Raw genomic sequence first — 17,405 nt, 5'->3', positions numbered from 1 at the left:
ATGTTCGGTGGGCCGTATCGCGGTGAGGGATAGGGGGCGGACTCTACGCTCCGGCCGCCCGCGACCCTCCGGAGCGGCCCTGATGGCTCGCGAGTGGATCCCCGGAGGCGGCCGGGCGAACTCTTCGCGTACGGCCGGAAGCGGTCCGGATGGGCGAGGCCATGCCGCCGGCCCCGCCGGTCACCGGTAAAGCGTATTGATCGCCGAAGGGCGCCGGCGCGAAATTCAGCGGCCGGTGAAGGAGAGCGCACGGGAAATGCGGAAGGGAGTGGCCGTTTTGCGATGATGACAAATCGGCGGGCCGAATAAAGGTGAGTTCTGCCATGGCTGGAGCGCGATTCAGGCGCTCACCGGGAACGCGCGGACTGGGTCGAGCGATACTGCGACGGCGGCACCCCGTACCGGTCCGTGAACGCCTGCCGGAGCGTCTCGGCGTTGCCGAACCCGCAGCGCGCCGCGACGGCCGTCATCGGCAGCCGGGTGGTCGCGAGGAGCTGGGCGGCGGCCTCGGTGCGGGCCCGCCGCACGAACCGGGCCGGCGTCAGGCCGAGGTGCCGCAGGAAGAGCCGCGACAGGTGCCGCTCGCTCACCCCCGCGCGCTCGGCCAGCCGCGCCGTGGACAGGTCGCCGGCCAGGTCGCCCGTGACGTGCTCCACGACCCGCCGCACGACGCCGTCGCCGGGCGGCGGCCCGGCCGTGAACATGCTCATCTGCGCCTGGTTGCCCGGCCGCTGGAGGTAGGTCACGAGCTGGCGGGCCACCGACCGGGCCACGTCGCCGCCGTGGTCCTCCTCGATGAACGCCAGCGTGAGGTCCAGCGCGCTCGTCACCCCGGCGGCGGTGGCCACGGGGCCGTCCCTGACGAAGATCGGGTCGGGGTCGAAGCAGACCGCCGGGTAGCGCACGGCGAACGTCCGCGCCCACCCCCAGTGGGTGGTGGCCCGCCGCCCGTCCAGCAGCCCCGTGGCGGCCAGGACGCCCGCGCCCGTGCAGACCGACGCCACGCGGCGGCTCTCCCGGGCCAGGCGGCGCACGTGCGCGACGATGCCCCGGTCGGCCGCCGCGGCCCCGTGCCCGATGCCGCCGGAGACGAGCAGCGTGTCCAGCGGCCCGGTGACGCGTTCGAGCGCGCCCTGCGCCTGGATCGTCAGCCCGGTGCCGCAGGTGACCGGCCGCCCCCCGGGCGTGACCACCGTCACCTCGTACGGCGGTGGGGGCCCCTCCAGGTTGGCCATCACCAGCGGAGTGGTGACGCACGCGATGTCGAGCAGCTCCGCCGCCTCGTAGCCCACGATCACGACCCGCCGGACGTCCATGTCTGGAATCTAGGCCAGAAGGACCGCTGTCCCAAGTTTCCGGACACATCCGCGGCCGCGAGTTCCGCCCGGCCGCCCGCGGCCCCACAGTCGGGCCATGACGACCTCACTCCCCCCGCAGGCGATCGGGACCGTGAACCGGTGGCGCTTCCTGGGCCACTTCGCCGAGATGCTCGCCGCGATGATCCTCGGCATGGTGCTCCTCGGCCCGCTCTGGGAAGCGCTGCCGGGCGGGCCCGCCCTGCTCGCCCGCCCGGACCTCGCCGTCCTCGTGATGGCCACGGACATGACCGTCGGCATGTCGCTCTGGATGCGCTACCGCGGCCACGGCTGGGGCGCCATCGCGGAGATGGGCGCGGCGATGTACGCCCCGTTCGCCGTGCTGCTGGTGCCGTACTGGACCGGGCTGCTGTCCGGCCACGCCCTCATGATGGCCGGCCACGTGCTCATGGTCCCGGCGATGCTGCTGGTGATGCTGCGGCGCCGCGCGGAGTACGGCGTCGCGCACCACCACCACCGGACGGCGCGGCGCGGCCTGCTGGAGCGGCGCTGGCCCACGCTGCTCGGCCTGGTCATGACGCTCGCCTGCTGGGTGGACCCGATGCTCCCGCCGGCGCCCGTCCTGCTGGTGCTGCCCGGCACGTACCTGGTGATCGGGCTGTTCCGCCGCACGCTGCGCGGCCCCGGCGTCGTCGCGCTCCAGCTCGCCGCCCTGGCCGGGTACGCCGCCCTCATGGTCGCGGCCCTGGCGGCCGGCCCGGACACGGCCCGCTACCTGATCGCCGCCGGCTGGCTGGCGCACGCCGCGTGGGACGCCGCCCACTTCGTCACCCGCCGGGTCGTCCCGCGCGGCTACGCCGAGTGGTGCGGCGTCGTGGACCTCGTGGTCGGCGTGACGATCCTGCTGGTGCTGTAGGGCGTGCGGTCGCGTCAGACGCGGCGGGGCTCTCCCCGGTACGAGCCGAAGGACCACAGGTTGCCCTCCGGGTCGCGGACCGCGAACTCCCGCGACCCGTAGTCCGTGTCGCGCGGCCCGTACAGCACCTCCGCCCCGGCCTTCGTGGCGCGCTCGAACAGCGCGTCGGGGTCGTCGGTGACGGCGTACGCGCCGAACGTGCCGGGCGGCAGCCACCAGGGGCTCTCCTCGTCGCGCCCGCGGTCGGAGCCGAGCATGATCCCGCCCCCGGGCGGCCAGTCGAGCTGGGCGTGGTCGACGCGCTCGCCCTCGCCGTACACGACGGTCTCCTCGAAGCCGAACGCCTCGACGAGGAACGCGATGAGCCCGCGGGCGTCACGGGCGCGCAGTGTGGGCCAGACCTGGGGTGCCGGTGTCGTCGTCGTCATGGCTGCCATCCTGCGCCGGGGGAGGCCGTTCGGGCTTGGACGTTTCGGAACCCCGCGGAAAACGTCCGGTCAAGCTCTCCCCCGAGGCCCGACTCCTTCGCACAGGCCGGGCTCCTCCGCCGGCCCGGCCTCCTCGGCCAGCCAGCGTGAGGGCGGGCACCCGGCGAGGTCGCGGAACTCGCGGGCCAGGTGCGCCTGGTCGTAGTAGCCGCACGCCGCGGCCAGGTCGGCCAGCCGCGGCGGCAGGCCGCCCGCCACCCGGCGCTGCAGGAGCCGCCGCGCCCGGTCGAACCGGATCACCCGGGCGGCCGCCTTGGGCGACAGCCCGACCTCGGCGGCGAACCGGGAGCCCAGATGGCGGGCGCTCCAGCCGACGTCGCGGGCCAGCTCGCCCACCGGCACCCCGCCGCCGCCCGACAGCAGCGCCTGCCAGGCCCGCCGCACCTCGGCGGGCACCTCCGCGCCGCGCCGCGCGGCCCGGCGCAGCAGCAGCTCGTCCAGGACCGCGAAGCGCGCCGCCCAGTCCGGCGCCGCGTTCAGGCGCTCGTGCAGCTCACGCGCGGCGCGGCCGAGCAGGTCGGTCCCGTCCACGTCCAGCCCGCTCAGCTCGCCCGCCGGCACGCCCAGCAGCGCGCGGGCGCCCAGCGGGCTCAGCGCGAGCTGGACGCCGGCCTGCCGCCCCTCGTGCGTGACCAGGGCGGGCGCGGTGTGCAGGCCGCCGGCCAGCGTGTCGTAGCGTCCCGGGGCCTGCGCCGGGTCGGGGTGGGCGGCGATGACGAGCGGGTCGCCGATGGTCACGATGAGCGTCAGGAACGGCGACGGCAGCCCCCGGTGCACGGCGGGGACGGCGCCGCGCTCGCGGTAGCCGTGGTAGTGCGCGATCAGCGGACGCAGCGGGGGAGCGGGCGTCCCGTACGCCATCTCCATACCGGCACCCTACCCGCGCCGCCGGGCGGCGGACCTATCGTGAGGGCATGCTGACCGTCGGCGTCGACCTGGCCGCCGAGGCCGTGCGGACCGCGGTGGCGTGGCTCGACTGGCGCGCCGGCCGGGCGCGGCTCGTCAGGGCGGAGACCGTGGCGGACGACGCCCTCGTGGCCGAGGCGGTGGCCGCGGCGGCGACGGCCGGCGGCAAGGCGGGGATCGACTGCCCCCTCGGCTGGCCCGACCGGTTCGTCGACTTCGTCACCGCCCACCGGGCCGGGCACGTCCGGGTGCCGGAGGGGCGCGCGGGCCGCGACTGGCGCCGGGACCTGGCGTTGCGGGTCACCGACCAGGTGGTGCGCGAGCGGACCGGGCTGACGCCGCTGAGCGTGTCGGCCGACCGCATCGGGCACGCCACCATGCGCTGCGCCGCCCTGCTGGCCGAGCTGGCGCGGCGGGGCAGCCCCGTGGACCGGGACGGCGGCGGCGCGGTCGTGGAGGTGTACCCGGCGGCCTGCCTGAAGCTGTGGGGGCTGCCGCACCGGGGGTACAAGCGCGCCGCCAACCTCGCCGAGCTGGGCCGGCTCGTGGACCGGCTGCTCGCCGAGGCGCCGTGGCTGGACCTCGGCCCGTACGAGCGGCTCTGCCGGGCCTCGGACGACGCCACGGACGCCGTCGTGTCCGCGCTCGCCGCCCGGGCCTCGGCCCTCGGCCTGGTCACCGTCCCGGAGGCGCGCCAGGCCGGCCCGGCCGCCACGGAGGGCTGGATCGCCCTGCCCACCGCGCCCCTGGACCGCCTGGCCCCGGCCGGGTGAGGCGTCAGGCTGCCGGCTCGCGGAACAGCTCGACCATCGCGGCGTAGCCCTCGCCGCCGTGCCCCGCGGCCGCGTGTGTACGAGCCGTGCGACGCGTGACCGCCGCCGGGGTCAGGGATAGTACGTGGCGATCCGCTTCCTGATCGCGGCGACGGTGTCGTCGAAGGGCACGGGCCGCGGGTCGCCGTTGCGGTAGTCGAGGAGCTGGACGGCGTACACCACGGTGCCCTGGCGCACCACGGCCACCCACCAGTGCTGGGTCTGCGGGTAGGGGTTGAGGCCGGAGGTGACGCGCAGGACGTCCACGCCGTCCGCCTCGCCCGCCTTCGTGACGTCCAGGACGAACGAGCCGGACTCGCCCGGCGGGTTGCGGTCGACACAGGTGGCCAGGTCGGCCCGCCACTGCCGCTCGAAGGCGGCCGCCGCGTCCGCGCTCGGGAAGACCCACACGTCGTCGTAGGCGTGGAACCAGGTCGGGGTGGAGAAGCGGGCGCTGAGGCCCGCGCTCGCGCCCGTGGGACGCCCGTACTGCCAGCAGGTCGGGCCGGTGACGCCGGGCTCGAAGTACGGGTTGATCCACGGCTCGCCGTACGCCTCGCCGACCGGGGGCTGCTCCGCCTTGGTCAGCAGGACCCGGCGGTCGACGCCGTCCTGCGAGACGGCGCTGTGCGTGACGGGGGCGGCGCCGGCGGGGGAGGCGGTGACGAGCATCGCGAGGGCGGCTGCGGCACCGGCCAGGGCGGCACGGGATACGGATAACGGCATGAAAGCGTCCCCATCTCTCGACGACTTGACCCTTTTGATCATCTAATTTCATGACCGGGAGTCAGGTCAATGCGGCGGCACACGAAGATCCCCGGGAGGGCAGGCTCCCGGGGATCCTCGTGTGCCGCGGTCAGATGGCTAGTAGCCGAGCTTCTTGAGGTCGGGCTGCTCGAAGCCGGACTGCGGCACGTCGCCGCGGTACGGGCCGGAGACGACCGGCGCCACGAACGTCTCCTTGATCGTGCGGGCGTTCACCCAGCGGATCAGGTTGAAGATCGAGCCCGCCTTGTCGTTGGTGCCCGAGGCGCGGGCGCCGCCGAACGGCTGCTGGCCCACGACCGCGCCCGTCGGCTTGTCGTTGACGTAGAAGTTGCCCGCCGCGAAGCGCAGCCGCTCCGAGGCCGAGGCGATCGCGTACCGGTCGTTGGCGATGAGCGAGCCGGTCAGCGCGTACGGCGTGATGGACTCCATCTGGTCGAGCACCCGGTCGAAGTCGCCGTCCTCGTAGACGTGGACGCCGAGGATCGGGCCGAAGTACTCCTTGACGAAGACCTCGTCCGTGGGGTCGGCGCACTCCACGATCGTCGGCCTGACGAAGTAGCCGGTCGAGTCGTCGTAGGAGCCGGTGAGCACGTTCGCGTTCGCGGCCTGGCGGGCGCGGTCGATGGCGGCCTTGTGCTTGGCGAAGGCGCGCCCGTCGATGACGGCGCCCATGAACGTGGACAGGTCCTCGGTGACGTCGCCCACGGTCAGCGACTCGGCCATGGCCACGAAGTCGTCGCGCATCCGCGTCCACAGCGAGCGCGGGACGTAGGCCCGCGAGGCGGCCGAGCACTTCTGGCCCTGGTACTCGAAGGCGCCGCGGATCAGCGCGGTGCGCAGACCGGCGACGTCGGCCGACGGGTGGGCGAGCACGAAGTCCTTGCCGCCGGTCTCGCCGACCAGGCGCGGGTAGCCCCGGTAGTTGCCGATGTTCGTGCCGACCGTCCGCCACAGGTGCTGGAACGTCGCGGTGGAGCCGGTGAAGTGGATGCCCGCCAGCTCGGGGTGGGCCAGCGCCACCTCCGAGACGGCCTGGCCGTTGCCCGTGACCATGTTGATCACGCCCGGCGGCAGGCCCGCCTCCTCCAGCAGGCGCATGGTGAAGTGCGCCGCGAACTGCTGCGTGGGCGACGGCTTCCAGACCACGACGTTGCCCATCAGGGCGGCGGCCGTCGGCAGGTTGCCGGCGATGGCGGTGAAGTTGAACGGCGTGATCGCCAGCACGAAGCCCTCGAGCGGCCGGTACTCCATCCGGTTCCACACGCCGGGCGACGACGCCGGCTGGTCGGCGTGCAGCTGGCGCGCGTACGCCACGTTGAAGCGGAAGAAGTCGATCAGCTCGCAGGCCGAGTCGATCTCCGCCTGCTGCGCCGTCTTCGACTGGCCGAGCATGGTCGCGGCGTTCAGCGTCGCCCGCCACGGCCCCGCCAGCAGGTCGGCCGCCCGCAGGAAGACCGCGGCCCGCTCGTCGAACGACAGCGCCCGCCACGCCGGGGCGGCGGCCAGCGCCGTGTCGATCGCCTCCTGGACGTCCTGCGCGGTGGCGTCGTGGGTGACGCCGAGCACCGACGTCTTGTTGTGCGGCTGCACGACGTCGATCGGCGCGCCGCCGCCCATCCGCTGCCGGCCGCCGATCGTCATCGTGAGGTCGATCGACGCCCCGGACAGCTCCTTGATCCGGTTCTCCAGCGTGGTGCGCTCGGCGCTGCCCGGCGCGTAGGAGTACACCCGCTCGTTGGCCGGCGTGGGCACGTTGGTGATGGCGTCCATTTACTTACCCCCAAGGGCACGAAGGAAGAAGGCGACGTTGGCCGGGCGCTCGGCCAGGCGGCGCATGAAGTAGCCGTACCAGTCGTCGCCGTACGGGATGTACACGCGGACGGTGTGGCCGGCCCCGGCCAGGGCCTCCTGCCGGTCGGTCCGGATGCCGTACAGCATCTGGTACTCGTAGTCTCCGACGGAGCGGCCGAAGCGGTCGGCGAGCAGTTCGGTCACGGCGATCAGCCGGTCGTCGTGCGTCGCCACCATGGGATACCCCTTCCCCGCCATGAGGATCCGCAGGCATCGCACGTATGCCCGGTCGACGTCGCCCTTGCTCTGGTGGGCGACCGAGGCGGGCTCCCGGTAGGCGCCCTTGACCAGGCGCACCCGGCTGCCCTCGACGGCCAGGTCGCGGCAGTCCTGGACGCTGCGGAACAGGTAGGCCTGGATGGCCACGCCCGTCGACGGGAAGTCCTCGCGCAGCGTGCGCAGGATGCCCAGCGTGGAGTCGACGGTGGTGTGGTCCTCCATGTCGAGGGTGACGGCCGAGCCGTTCGCGGCGGCGGCGGCGCAGATCTCGCGGGCGTGGGCCAGCGCCAGCGCCTCGTCGAACTGCTGGCCGACGGCCGACAGCTTGACCGACACCTCCGCGCGCGAGCCGAGGCCCAGCGGGCGCAGCGACTCCAGCAGCGTCACGTACGCCTTGGCCGTCGCGGCGGCGGCCCCCGCGTCGCGGGTCTCCTCGCCGAGATGGTCCACGGTCACGGTCAGCTTGGCGTCGGTGAGCCGTTCGATGGCCTTGCGGGCCTCATCGACGCCCTCGCCGGCGACGAACCGGTCGACGACCTTCCGCGTGAGCGGGAAACCGGACACGGAGCGGCGCACCAGAGCGCTCCGGGACGTGGCGAGCAACACTTGACCGAGCATGTATCCAATCTAAAACCCCAGCTCAAAAGGGGCCATCGACGCTCGTAACGCTCGATGTGGCAGGCTGTCATACACATGGACAATTCGGCTGATCTGCAGGACATCGTCGACGAGCTCGCCCGGCTGCTCGGGGCCTCCGCGACGCTGGAGGACCGTTCGTTCCGGCTGCTCGCGTACGGGGCGCAGCACGGCGACATCGACACCGTGCGCCAGGAGTCGATCCTGCGCCGGCGCGCCACGCCGGAGGTCCGCGACTACTTCGAACGCTACGGCATCGCCCGCGCCGGGCACCCCGTCCGCATCCCGGCCGACGCCGACCTCAAGGTGCTGGCCCGGGTCTGCTGGCCGCTGCGGCACCAGGACGTCACCTACGGCTACCTGTGGCTGCTCGACTCGGGCAGCCTCACCGACGACCTGCTGCGGCGCGTCGAGCCGCTGGTCGGCCGCGCCGCCGCCGCGCTGGCCCAGGAGGCGCGCAGCCGCCGCGACGCCGGCCGCGGGCTGCGGGCGCTGCTGTCCGCCGACCCCGAGGAGCGCTCGGGGGCCTCGCTGGAGGTGCCCGGCCCGGTCGCCGCGATCGCGGTGCGCGAGTCGGACAACCGGGTGGCCGCGCTGTGGACGCTGCCGCGCGGGGTGCTGGCCCGCGCCGGCTCGCCCGTCGCGCTGCTCGCCCCCGCCCACCTGGCCGCCGAGGTGGCGCGCACGGTCCAGGCCGCGTACGGCACGGCGGCCGGCATCGGGGCGGTCCGGCGCGACCCGGGGGAGGCGTGGCAGAGCTGGCGGGAGGCGCGGCAGGCGCTGCGGATCGCCGAGCACTTCCCGCGCTTCGCGCCCGTCGCCCGCTGGGAGGACCTCGGCGCGCACCGGCTGCTGGCCCGGCTCGGCCAGGCCGACCTGGCGGAGCTGGCGGCCGAGACCGCCGCGCTGGACGGGGAGCTGGCCCACACCGTCGAGACGTACCTCGACCTGGGCGGCCACGCCCAGAAGACGGCGGCGGAGCTGGGCATCCACCGCCAGACGCTGTACTACCGGCTGGGGAAGGCCGAGCGGCTGCTGGGCCGCGACCTGGGCGACGGCGACGACCGCCTGGTCGTCCACCTCGGCCTCAAGGCCGCCCGCCTGGTGTGACGGCTCAGGACAGGTGCCGCAGTGCGGAGGCGTCGCCGGGGCCGCCCCGCTCCGCCAGGTGACCCGCCACCCGCTCCCGGTGCGCGGCGTCCTTGTGCCCGTCGTACTTGAACTTGCCGCGGACCTCCTCGACCCTCAGCCGCAGCCCCTGGATGCCCGACAGCAGCCGCGGCATCGCGGCGGGGTCGCCCGCCGCCGGGTCGAGGTCCCCGAGCTGGGCGCGGAGGATCTCCAGCTTGCCCTCGGCGTCCTTGACGATCTCGGCGTGGCAGACGAGCTGGACGGCCGAGTAGTAGGTGGTCGGCACACCGAGGTCCGGGTCGGTGCCCGGCTCGGCCCGCCACGACCCCGGGATGTACGCCCAGTGACCGGCGACGGACAGCAGGACCTTCGGGTTCTCCTCGACGGCCGCCCACACGGGGTTGGGGCGGGCCAGGTGGAGCAGGACCGTCCGGTCGTCCTGGAGGAGGAACTGCGTCGGCACCACGACGGGGAGGTCGCGGTCCCGGCCGGCGGCGACGAGCTGCCCGAACGCGTGGTCCCTGACGTAGGCGAGGGCCTGCTCACGCTCGGCGGCGTCCCACGGGTGAATCAGCATGCCGGGACCCTACATGCGCCCGGCCGGACACCGGGGAACCGGGTCCGGCCGAGAGGCACGGGGAATGCTTCGGGTCAGGCGCAGGCCGCCTCGTACACGCGGACGAGCTCCTGGCTGACGCGCTCCCAGGAGTAGCGGGAGCGGGCGCGGTCGGCGCCGGCGTAGCCGAGCGCGGTGCGCAGCGTGCCGTCGGCGAGCAGCTCGCGGGCCAGGCGCGCGGTCTGGGCGGGGCGGTCCGGCGGCACCAGCAGGCCGGTGACGCCGTCGATGACGGAGTCGAGGTGGGCGCCCACGGCGGAGGCGATCACCGGCACGCCGCACGCCATGGCCTCCAGGGCGACGATGCCGGTCGCGGCCTCGCGGGGGACGGTCACGACGGCGTCGGCGCCGCGCATGAGCTTGGGGACGGCGGTGCGCTTGACCTGGCCGAGGAGGGTCACGCGGTCGGCCACGCCGAGCTGCTCGGCCAGGGCCCGCAGCCGGCGCGCGTCGCGGTCGTCGCCCAGCCCGTCGGGGTCGGGCCCGCCGGCGATGACGAGCTCGACGTCCGTCAGGCCCTGCAGGGCGCGCACGATGGTGTGGGCGCCGCGGTCGGGGGACAGGGCGCCGACGTGCAGCAGCCGCTTGCGCGCGCCGCGCGTGGCGGCGGGGCCCTGCCGGTGGAAGCGCTCGGTGTCGACGCCGTAGGGGACGATCGCGATGTTGTTGCGCGGCACGCCGAGCCGGATCAGCGCCGACTCCTCGTCGTTGGAGCCCGCGATGACCGCGTCGGCGCGGCGGCCGAGCGCCCGCTCCAGCTTGATGTGGGCGGCGTCGACCGAGTGGAAGGTCTGGGTCACCGGCACGTCCAGGCCCTTGGCGCCGGCGACGGCGGCGAGCCCGCCGGTCCAGGAGTGGGCGTGGATGACGTCCGGTCGCTCCTGGCTCCACCGCTTGGTCAGGTGGCGGCCGATGTCGTTGAGGTACGGCACGACGTCGTCCGGCGTCAGGTCACGCGCCGGCCCCACGTCGATGTGCTCCACCGTGACCCCCGGGGCCACCCGCGTCCTGGGCTTGCCTTCGGCGCTGTCTCGGCGGGAGTAGATCGTGACGTGGTGCTCACGCCCCAGCTCACGGGCCACGGCGTGGATGTGGTGACGCTTGCTGCCGTTGACGGATGCGACGATCGCGATATTCATGGCACACCTCAGCGTGGAAAGCAGTGTGGAAACAGCCTTCAAGGTGTGCCTGCGTCTTAGGCACGGATATCTGTGCTGAAGACTTTACCCGGAACAGCCCCAGACGCAAACCCCGACAGAACCGACTTCTCGCACAAAAAACGCGAACGGCCAGATGGAGCTCCAAGAAATCGTGACCGAACTCTGAGAGTTGCGGGTGATTGTCCAGGTCGGCGGCCTGGCGCCAGGAGCCGCTCAGGCGCCGCGCAGGGCCAGGATCACGATCTCGTCCCACACCTGGCCGCCCGAGAACGCGCTGCGGTCGGCCTCCACCGCCTTGACCACGGTGGCCGGCGACTGCCCCGCGCACCGCCCCAGCACGTCCGCCAGCCGCTCCTCGCCGTACGGCTCGCCGGCCTCGTTGCGGGAGGAGATCAGGCCCTCGGAGTAGAGGACCAGGGTCTGGCCCAGGCCGACCGTGATCTCCTCGACCCCCGTCTCGGCCGCCGGCGCGATGCCCAGCGGCACGCCGCCGCCCGAGGTGAAGCGCACGCCGCCGTCCGGCTGCAGCAGCGCCGCCGGATGGTGCCCGGCCGACGACAGCCGGATCGTGCGCCCCCGCACGAACCCCGCCACCGCCATCACGAACATGCCGGTGCCCTGCTTGACCAGCGCCTCGTTCACCTTGCGCATGACCACGTCCGGGTCGGACTCCCAGGCGCCCAGCACCCGCAGCCCGCCCCTGACCATGGCGCTGACCGAGGCGGCCTCCTCGCCCTTGCCCACGGCGCCGCCCAGGGCGAAGCCCCAGCCGCTCTCCACGGGGAACACGTCGTAGAACTCGGCGCCCACGGAGGCGCCCGGGTGGTAGATGGCGCTCGCCTCGTACCCCGGCACGTCGGGCAGGTTGCGCGGCGCGACGCTGGCCGACAGGGCGTCGGCCGCCCGGGAGCGCCGCTGGAAGCTGTGCTGCGCCCGTACGGCGAGCCCGAGGTGCAGGCCCACCTCCTGCATGACCCCGAGGTCGGCCAGCGTGAACGGCGGCCTGTCGTGCCCGCGCACCAGCGTCAGCGCGCCCTCGCGGGCGCCGATCGGCACGCACAGCAGCGAGCCCGCGCCCATCGCGGTCAGCAGCGGCCCCTCCGCGGAGAAGCCGAACAGCGTCTCGTCGTCCAGCATCTCGTGCAGCAGCCCCGAGCCGCGCTCCAGCACGTGCGCCACCACCTGGCTCGCGGCCGGCTCCGCGCTCTCCACCTGCCGCACCAGCCCGCCGAGCGGGTGGTCCTTGGGCGCCACCACGACCGAGCGGCGCGGCATCCCGTCGCGCACGACGTCGGCCACCACCCAGTCGGCCCATTCGGCGGCGAGCAGCCGCGTGGCGCGGGGCAGCGCGACCGGCTGCCGCAGCGCCTCCTCGTCCAGCAGCAGCGCGGCCATGCGGGCCAGCAGGTCCTGGCGCCGGCTCGCGGCCATGAGCAGCTCGCCGTCGGACTGCTCCGGCCGCTCCGCCGCCGGGCCGGGGAGCTGGACCTCGGTGGGCAGCGCCACGGCCGCCACCATCTGCTGCGGCTCGCCCGGCATCGTCAGCCGGGTCAGCGCGAGCTGCACCGTGTGCGTGCGCCCCTGGTGCGCCAGCCGCGTCTCGAACGCCGCCGGCTGCCCCGTCTGGAGCACCGACGTCAGGTGGGAGCGGAACGCGGCCCGCCGCGAGACGTCCACCAGCAGCGGGAACGAGCGGCCCACCAGGTAGCCGTCCGGGCTGCCCAGCACCCGGGAGGTCTCGCCGTTGACGCGCCGCACCACGCCGCCGCCGTCCAGCACGATCACCGGCACGGGGAACGCCCGGAACACCTGGCGCAGCAGCTTCAGCTCCCGCTGCGGCCCGTCCTTCTTGCCCTGACGCCGGTCGGTGGCCTTGCGCAGCTCCACGCGCGCCTCGGCCAGCAGCTCGGAGGCGGTGTCCAGCTCGGCCAGCGCCGCGTCGAGAAGGGGAGCCAGCTCGGACGGGTAGGCCGTCCTCGCCTCACGCAGAGACGTGACGCGCGCCGAGAGCGCGTCCAGAGCGTGTTCGAGGTCCGGCACAGTCATGCTCTGACGCTACGCCACATCGGATAATGCTAGCTATAAGGGGTAGGGAGGGGAACTTATGGAATCGACAGTGACGATGATCACTCCCGGTCTCGCCCGTGACCTCGCGGCGCTCGGCCGCCTCGGCGAGGCCACCTCCACCGAGAGCGTGCTGCGCGGCCTGACCACGGCCCTGGCCGACGGGGTGCCCGGCTGCTCCGGCAGCTCCGCCGAGCACTGGCGCGACCAGCGCGTCGTCGTCTCCGGCTCGCACAGCGAGCTGATCACGCTGGTGGACGAGGAGCGCCGCCTGGGGGAGGGGCCGTCCGCCGAGGCCCGCCGCACCGGCGGCCGCGTGATGGTCGGTGACGTGCTCAGCGAGGGCCGCTGGCCCCGCTACGCCGCCCTGGCCAACCGGTGGGCGGTGCGCTCGATCCTCGTCCTGCCCATCCAGGTCGGCCCCGCGCTGCTGCTCGTCGGCCTCTACTCTGTACGGCCCGGCGCGTTCTCCCCGGTCGGCGCGCACACGCTGGCCGACATGCTGACCCAGCAGGTCGGCGTCGCCATGAGCAACATGTGGGACTTCGAGGAGGTCCGCACCGACGCCGCCCAGCTCCAGGAGGCGCTCAACGGCCGCGCCGTCATCGACCAGGCCAAGGGCATCATCATGCAGACCAGCGGCTGCACCGCCGAGGCCGCCTTCGAGGAGCTGCGCCGGATCTCCCAGCACCACCAGGTCAAGGTGGCCGACCTCGCCCGGCTCCTGGTGGACGAGCACCAGCGCAAGTCGCGCCGCTGACGTTCCGGGGGAGCTCAGCCGATCGCGGCGAGCGCGTCGTCCAGCGTGTCGTACAGGGGCAGCCGCTGCGCCAGCCCGGTGATCCACATCACCTTGGACTTGGAGTACTCGACCCCGACCAGCGCGAACCGCGAGCTCGTGGCCAGGCTCGTCTGCCACTGGTGCACGATCAGCCCCAGCGCGCGCGAGTCCATGAACGTCACCCCCGCGAGATCCAGGATGAGGTCCGGCCCCGCCAGGGACAGGTAGTCGGCGAACTGCTCGCGCGTCGTCGCGTCGAGCACCCCGTCGACCTTGACCACAGTGATCTCGTTAACGGTCGACGAGGTCAGGCTCAGGGCTGCCACAGAGCCCTCACCGTTCTCCGGCATTGTCACGAAGCAACCCTACTGTCACCGCGGCAGGGAGGAATACGTCCCGCGGGATGGGGCATACTTGATCTGAAGTCCAGCAGAGGGCTTTCGTCTCGAAGGTAGACGCGAGGCGTGCTTCTGCATGGGCTTTTTCCTGTGGAAGCCGCCCTGCGACCCGTATGAGGAGCAGCGAGATGGCTGTGCAGGACATCGTTCTCGAGGAGCTGACCGCCGAAGAGCTCCTGGCCGAGATGGTCAGGATCGACACCCCCGACAGTCTGCGGGAACGGCTGCGCGAGCGCATCGTCGAGATGCACCGCCCGCTGGCCATGGAGATCGCCCGCCGCTACCGCTACCGCGGTGAGCCGCTGGAGGACCTTCTCCAGGCGGCGTACGTGGGCCTGATGAAGGCCATCAACGGCTTCGACCCGACGCTCGGCCACGCCTTCCGCGGCTACGCCGTCGTCACGATGACCGGCGAGGTCAAGCGGCACTTCCGCGACCGCACCTGGGCCATCCGCGTGCCCCGCCTCTACCAGGAGCGCCGCTCGGAGCTGAACCGGCTGGTCGCCGACCTCAGCCAGACGCTCGGCCGGTCACCGACGGTCGCCGAGCTGGCCGCCAAGATGAACATCAGCGAGGAGGACGTCCTGCTCACGCTCGATGCCTCGGCCGCGTACAGCACGTTGTCGCTGGACGCGCCGCTCGGCACCGACGACGACGCCGCCTCGCTCGGCGACGTCATCCCGGAGGACGACGACACGCTCAGCACCATGGTCGACCGCGAGGCGGTCAAGCCGCTCATCGACGCCCTGCCCTCCCGCGAGAAGCACATCCTGCTCCTGCGCTTCTTCGGCAACATGACGCAGGCGGAGATCGCGGCGGAGTTCGGCATCTCCCAGATGCACGTGTCCCGGATCCTGCGCAAGGTCCTCGACCAGCTGCGCGCCGAGCTTGTTGGCTGAAAGGGCGGGTCGCCGGGTGCGCGAGGACGGGCATCCTCCTGACGCGGGCCTCACCGGCCCGCCGCCCGGCACGCCCGCAAAGAAGATCGTCTACCGGCTGCCGGACCTGCCACGGGTCCGGCAGTTCGCCGAGAACGAGGCCCGCCGCGCCGGCATGCCCGACGAGGCCATCGGCGACTTCGTCATCGCCGTGAACGAGGTCGCCACCAACGCCGTCACCCACGGCGACGACGAGGCCAGGGTGCGGCTGTGGGTCGAGGACGGCGACGTCGTGGTCGAGGTGCACGACCACGGCACCTGGAAGCCCGGCCCCATGCCCGGCTCCGTCGGCGGCATGGGGCTGTGGGTCGCCCGCATGCTCTCCTCCGACCTGCACCTGCGGGTGGGCGACGGGGGCAGCACGGTCGTGATGCGCTTCCCGGCCAAGTCCTCGTGAGCCGTCGCAGGAGAAAGGCCCCCGCTCCGGGGGCCTTTCTCCTGTCCCCTGCTGTGGCTCACCTTCTCGTGCGTCCGCGCCAGCCGCTGTAGCCGCCGCGGATGCTCGCCGTCCCCACGCCCGCCTGGTGCAGGGCGAGGAACATCAGCCCCAGGAGCATGAACGTCGTACCGGAGATGCCGCCCGGGATCCGGACGTTGACCAAGTCGAGCAGGAACCCCAGCCCGAACACGATCGCCGCGACAACCGCGAGCATGAGCCTCTCACCTCGTCCCTGTGATGGTGCCGGTGGCCGTGCCGCCGCCCGTGCTGCTGGCCGCGCCCGTGCCGGCGGTGTCGCCGGTGAGGGCCAGCAGGCGCTCCAGCACCGTCCGGTATTCGCGCAGCGCCAGGCGGAGCTGCTCGGTGTCGTGGTCGTCGGAGCCGCTCCAGCGCTGCCGCAGCTCGCCGGTGCGGGACGTCAGCGCGCTCGTGAGCGCCTCGACTACCTCGCCGACCAGCCCGTCGGCCCGCCTGACGGCCTCACCCGGGTCGTCCACGAAGCCGGCCTGCAGCTCGCGCCAGCGCGCCTGCACCTCGGCCGGGTCCCGATCGAACAGCACGATGTCGGCCGGGGCGGCGTGGGACGGCTTGGCGCCACCGTCCGCGCCGGTGCCGGGGGTGTCGTCGCCGGTCGCCGGGGGAGCGTCGTGGGCGGTGCGAGCGGGGCCCGCCACGTCCTCGTCGACGGCGGGGCCGGGGCCGGTGGAGACGCCGGTGGCGTAGGGGTCGCGCCGCGCGTTCGCGTCGTTCGGCCCGGTCAGCTCGGTCGAGCCGTACACGTCGTTCGAACCGCGCACGTGTCCGGGACCGGCCAGATCATCGGTGTGATGGTCATTGCTGCGGTGGTCATTGCTGCGGTGGTCATCGGTATGGCGGTCGTCGGCGCGCCCGTCATCGAGGTGACCGTCACCGTCGCGGTCGTCACGCAGGTCGTCACGCAGGTCGTCGCGCGAGGCGTCACTGCGGCCGGGGCCGCCCGTGAAGCCGCCGTCATCGGGACCGTCGCCGTCGCCGCGCGTACGGCGGACATCCTCACCGCCGGCCACCAGGACGTCGTCACCGGTCGTCGCACCCCGCGCCGGGTCGTGGGCCATGCCCGTCAGCCCGTCACGGTCGCTGTCGCGATCACGGCCATGGTCATGACCGCGGTCGTGGTCGTGGTCGTCATCGACGATCACGCGAAGGTCGTCGTCCTCCGGCCGCGCCGCCCGTACGTCGTCGTCGCCGCGTACGTCGTCGAGCGCGCCGCGACGACGGTCGTTCCACCGGTCGTCAGGGTGGTCGCCGCGCTGCGACGGCACCCGCATCTCTTCACCCACGTCCTTCACCGTCCTCGCGTCGTCTCTTCGAGCAGTTCCTCAAAAAGCGCTCGGTAGTGGACCATCGCCTGCCGGAGCTCCTCGGTGGAGGCCTCCTTGCGGGCCGCGCGCCCGCTGATCTCATGGGCCTTGCGGTAGTGGTCGAGCGTCGAGGCGTGGGCCACGGACAGGTCGGACAGCCGCTGCTCGAAGTCGTCCGTCGGGTAGCCGCGGTCGGACATGACCGACGTCACGAGCTGGTCCGCCTCGGTCACCGCGAAGCCGGGCGCGTCCACGAAGCGCTCCTGCACCTCGGTCCACCGCTTGGCGTAGCTGTTGCGCGTCTGCTCGGAAAGGGGCCGGATGTCGAGCTCCGCGTGCCGCTGCTCACGGGCCAGCAGTTCCTGCTCGGCCTCCTTCTTGCTGTCGTGCTCGGCCATCAGACGTTCGTACTCGGGGCCGAAACGGGCGCGGAGGCGGCTGCGGCGCTGTTGCTGAAGCACCACGTAGCCGACTGCGGCGAGCGCCACCACCGCGACCACGACGACGGCCACCCAGATCAAGGTGGACATGTTCTTCGCCTCCGGTCTCTGTGTTGAGACCAGCGTCTGCCCCCGAACGGGCGCTCGAAACGCTCAGGGACGGCGTACAGGCCCCTGTCAGCCACG

General features: G+C 73.3%; 20 protein-coding genes. 7 read left to right on the top strand and 13 right to left on the bottom strand.

All coding sequences use genetic code 11. The annotated features are described in order from the left end of the window. Nucleotides 1-347 precede the first annotated feature (347 nt). The gene (locus tag HT134_RS05685; protein ID WP_175599138.1) at nucleotides 348-1,316 is read right to left on the bottom strand and encodes a GlxA family transcriptional regulator; all 969 of its coding nucleotides are present in this window, start codon (nucleotides 1,314-1,316) and stop codon (nucleotides 348-350) included. A gap of 97 nt (nucleotides 1,317-1,413) precedes the next feature. Between HT134_RS05685 and HT134_RS05680 the strand changes: the two genes are divergently transcribed. After that, on the top strand, nucleotides 1,414-2,232 hold the full coding sequence (locus HT134_RS05680) for a hypothetical protein (RefSeq protein WP_175599137.1): 819 nt from the start codon (nucleotides 1,414-1,416) through the stop codon (nucleotides 2,230-2,232). A gap of 14 nt (nucleotides 2,233-2,246) precedes the next feature. Here HT134_RS05680 and HT134_RS05675 read toward each other — a convergent pair whose 3' ends face one another. Both HT134_RS05675 and HT134_RS05670 read right to left on the bottom strand, forming a co-directional pair. After that, nucleotides 2,247-2,660: a VOC family protein gene (locus HT134_RS05675; protein WP_175599136.1), complete on the bottom strand. Its 414-nt coding sequence runs from the start codon at nucleotides 2,658-2,660 to the stop codon at nucleotides 2,247-2,249. Nucleotides 2,661-2,729: 69 nt separating this feature from the next. Then, a complete protein-coding gene (locus HT134_RS05670) occupies nucleotides 2,730-3,587 on the bottom strand; it encodes a helix-turn-helix domain-containing protein (protein ID WP_175599135.1) in 858 nt (285 codons plus the stop codon). A 47-nt stretch (nucleotides 3,588-3,634) separates the two neighbouring features. On the opposite strand from HT134_RS05670, the gene HT134_RS05665 reads away from it, so the two are divergent. Next, entirely contained in the window at nucleotides 3,635-4,399 is a 765-nt protein-coding gene (locus HT134_RS05665; protein ID WP_175599134.1) for a DUF429 domain-containing protein, read from the top strand. A 111-nt stretch (nucleotides 4,400-4,510) separates the two neighbouring features. Here HT134_RS05665 and HT134_RS05660 read toward each other — a convergent pair whose 3' ends face one another. The 3 genes from HT134_RS05660 to HT134_RS05650 all read right to left on the bottom strand — a co-directional run bounded on the left by HT134_RS05660 (nucleotide 4,511) and on the right by HT134_RS05650 (nucleotide 7,894). Further along, nucleotides 4,511-5,164, bottom strand: coding sequence for a hypothetical protein (locus HT134_RS05660; RefSeq protein WP_175599133.1), 654 nt, complete (start codon nucleotides 5,162-5,164; stop codon nucleotides 4,511-4,513). 138 nt (nucleotides 5,165-5,302) lie between these two features. Beyond that, nucleotides 5,303-6,976: an L-glutamate gamma-semialdehyde dehydrogenase gene (pruA, locus tag HT134_RS05655; protein ID WP_175599132.1), complete on the bottom strand. Its 1,674-nt coding sequence runs from the start codon at nucleotides 6,974-6,976 to the stop codon at nucleotides 5,303-5,305. Further along, nucleotides 6,977-7,894 carry a proline dehydrogenase family protein gene (locus HT134_RS05650; RefSeq protein ID WP_175599131.1) on the bottom strand — a complete coding sequence of 306 codons (918 nt, stop codon included), beginning with the start codon at nucleotides 7,892-7,894 and terminating at the stop codon, nucleotides 6,977-6,979. It lies immediately after the preceding gene. A 75-nt stretch (nucleotides 7,895-7,969) separates the two neighbouring features. Here HT134_RS05650 and HT134_RS05645 point away from each other — a divergent pair, with 75 nt between their 5' ends. After that, nucleotides 7,970-9,022, top strand: a complete 1,053-nt coding sequence (locus tag HT134_RS05645; protein ID WP_175599130.1) for a PucR family transcriptional regulator — start codon at nucleotides 7,970-7,972, stop codon at nucleotides 9,020-9,022. Nucleotides 9,023-9,026: 4 nt separating this feature from the next. On the opposite strand, the gene HT134_RS05640 is transcribed toward HT134_RS05645, so the two are convergent. The 3 genes from HT134_RS05640 to HT134_RS05630 all read right to left on the bottom strand — a co-directional run bounded on the left by HT134_RS05640 (nucleotide 9,027) and on the right by HT134_RS05630 (nucleotide 12,865). Beyond that, nucleotides 9,027-9,620, bottom strand: coding sequence for an FMN-binding negative transcriptional regulator (locus tag HT134_RS05640; protein WP_175599129.1), 594 nt, complete (start codon nucleotides 9,618-9,620; stop codon nucleotides 9,027-9,029). Between the two features lie 74 nt (nucleotides 9,621-9,694). Further along, complete coding sequence (locus HT134_RS05635; protein ID WP_175599128.1) at nucleotides 9,695-10,798, bottom strand: glycosyltransferase; 1,104 nt, start codon at nucleotides 10,796-10,798, stop codon at nucleotides 9,695-9,697. Between the two features lie 234 nt (nucleotides 10,799-11,032). Further along, entirely contained in the window at nucleotides 11,033-12,865 is a 1,833-nt protein-coding gene (locus HT134_RS05630) for a SpoIIE family protein phosphatase (RefSeq protein WP_217707196.1), read from the bottom strand. A 58-nt stretch (nucleotides 12,866-12,923) separates the two neighbouring features. On the opposite strand from HT134_RS05630, the gene HT134_RS05625 reads away from it, so the two are divergent. After that, nucleotides 12,924-13,643 carry a GAF and ANTAR domain-containing protein gene (locus HT134_RS05625; RefSeq protein WP_175599127.1) on the top strand — a complete coding sequence of 240 codons (720 nt, stop codon included), beginning with the start codon at nucleotides 12,924-12,926 and terminating at the stop codon, nucleotides 13,641-13,643. Between the two features lie 14 nt (nucleotides 13,644-13,657). Here the strand turns inward: HT134_RS05625 and HT134_RS05620 are convergent, their stop codons facing one another. Then, the gene (locus HT134_RS05620; protein ID WP_312887986.1) at nucleotides 13,658-13,990 is read right to left on the bottom strand and encodes an STAS domain-containing protein; all 333 of its coding nucleotides are present in this window, start codon (nucleotides 13,988-13,990) and stop codon (nucleotides 13,658-13,660) included. A gap of 200 nt (nucleotides 13,991-14,190) precedes the next feature. Here HT134_RS05620 and HT134_RS05615 point away from each other — a divergent pair, with 200 nt between their 5' ends. After that, nucleotides 14,191-14,961, top strand: a complete 771-nt coding sequence (locus HT134_RS05615) for a SigB/SigF/SigG family RNA polymerase sigma factor (protein WP_175599126.1) — start codon at nucleotides 14,191-14,193, stop codon at nucleotides 14,959-14,961. Nucleotides 14,962-14,977: 16 nt separating this feature from the next. Continuing rightward, nucleotides 14,978-15,397, top strand: a complete 420-nt coding sequence (locus tag HT134_RS46755) for an ATP-binding protein (protein WP_175599125.1) — start codon at nucleotides 14,978-14,980, stop codon at nucleotides 15,395-15,397. Between the two features lie 58 nt (nucleotides 15,398-15,455). On the opposite strand, the gene HT134_RS05605 is transcribed toward HT134_RS46755, so the two are convergent. Continuing rightward, entirely contained in the window at nucleotides 15,456-15,653 is a 198-nt protein-coding gene (locus HT134_RS05605) for a hypothetical protein (RefSeq protein WP_175599124.1), read from the bottom strand. 7 nt (nucleotides 15,654-15,660) lie between these two features. Next, nucleotides 15,661-16,236, bottom strand: coding sequence for a hypothetical protein (locus tag HT134_RS05600; protein WP_175599123.1), 576 nt, complete (start codon nucleotides 16,234-16,236; stop codon nucleotides 15,661-15,663). Between HT134_RS05600 and HT134_RS05595 the strand changes: the two genes are divergently transcribed. Further along, a complete protein-coding gene (locus HT134_RS05595; RefSeq protein ID WP_175599122.1) occupies nucleotides 16,237-16,815 on the top strand; it encodes a hypothetical protein in 579 nt (192 codons plus the stop codon). It begins immediately after the preceding gene. On the opposite strand, the gene HT134_RS05590 is transcribed toward HT134_RS05595, so the two are convergent. Beyond that, nucleotides 16,764-17,309, bottom strand: a complete 546-nt coding sequence (locus HT134_RS05590; RefSeq protein ID WP_175599121.1) for a hypothetical protein — start codon at nucleotides 17,307-17,309, stop codon at nucleotides 16,764-16,766. The genes HT134_RS05595 and HT134_RS05590 overlap by 52 nt on opposite strands. Nucleotides 17,310-17,405: the final 96 nt, after the last annotated feature.

Origin of the sequence: Nonomuraea rhodomycinica (assembly GCF_013363995.1) — a bacterium.
Classification (GTDB): Bacteria; Actinomycetota; Actinomycetes; order Streptosporangiales; family Streptosporangiaceae; genus Nonomuraea; species Nonomuraea rhodomycinica.
This window is presented reverse-complemented; position numbering and strand designations above follow the sequence as displayed.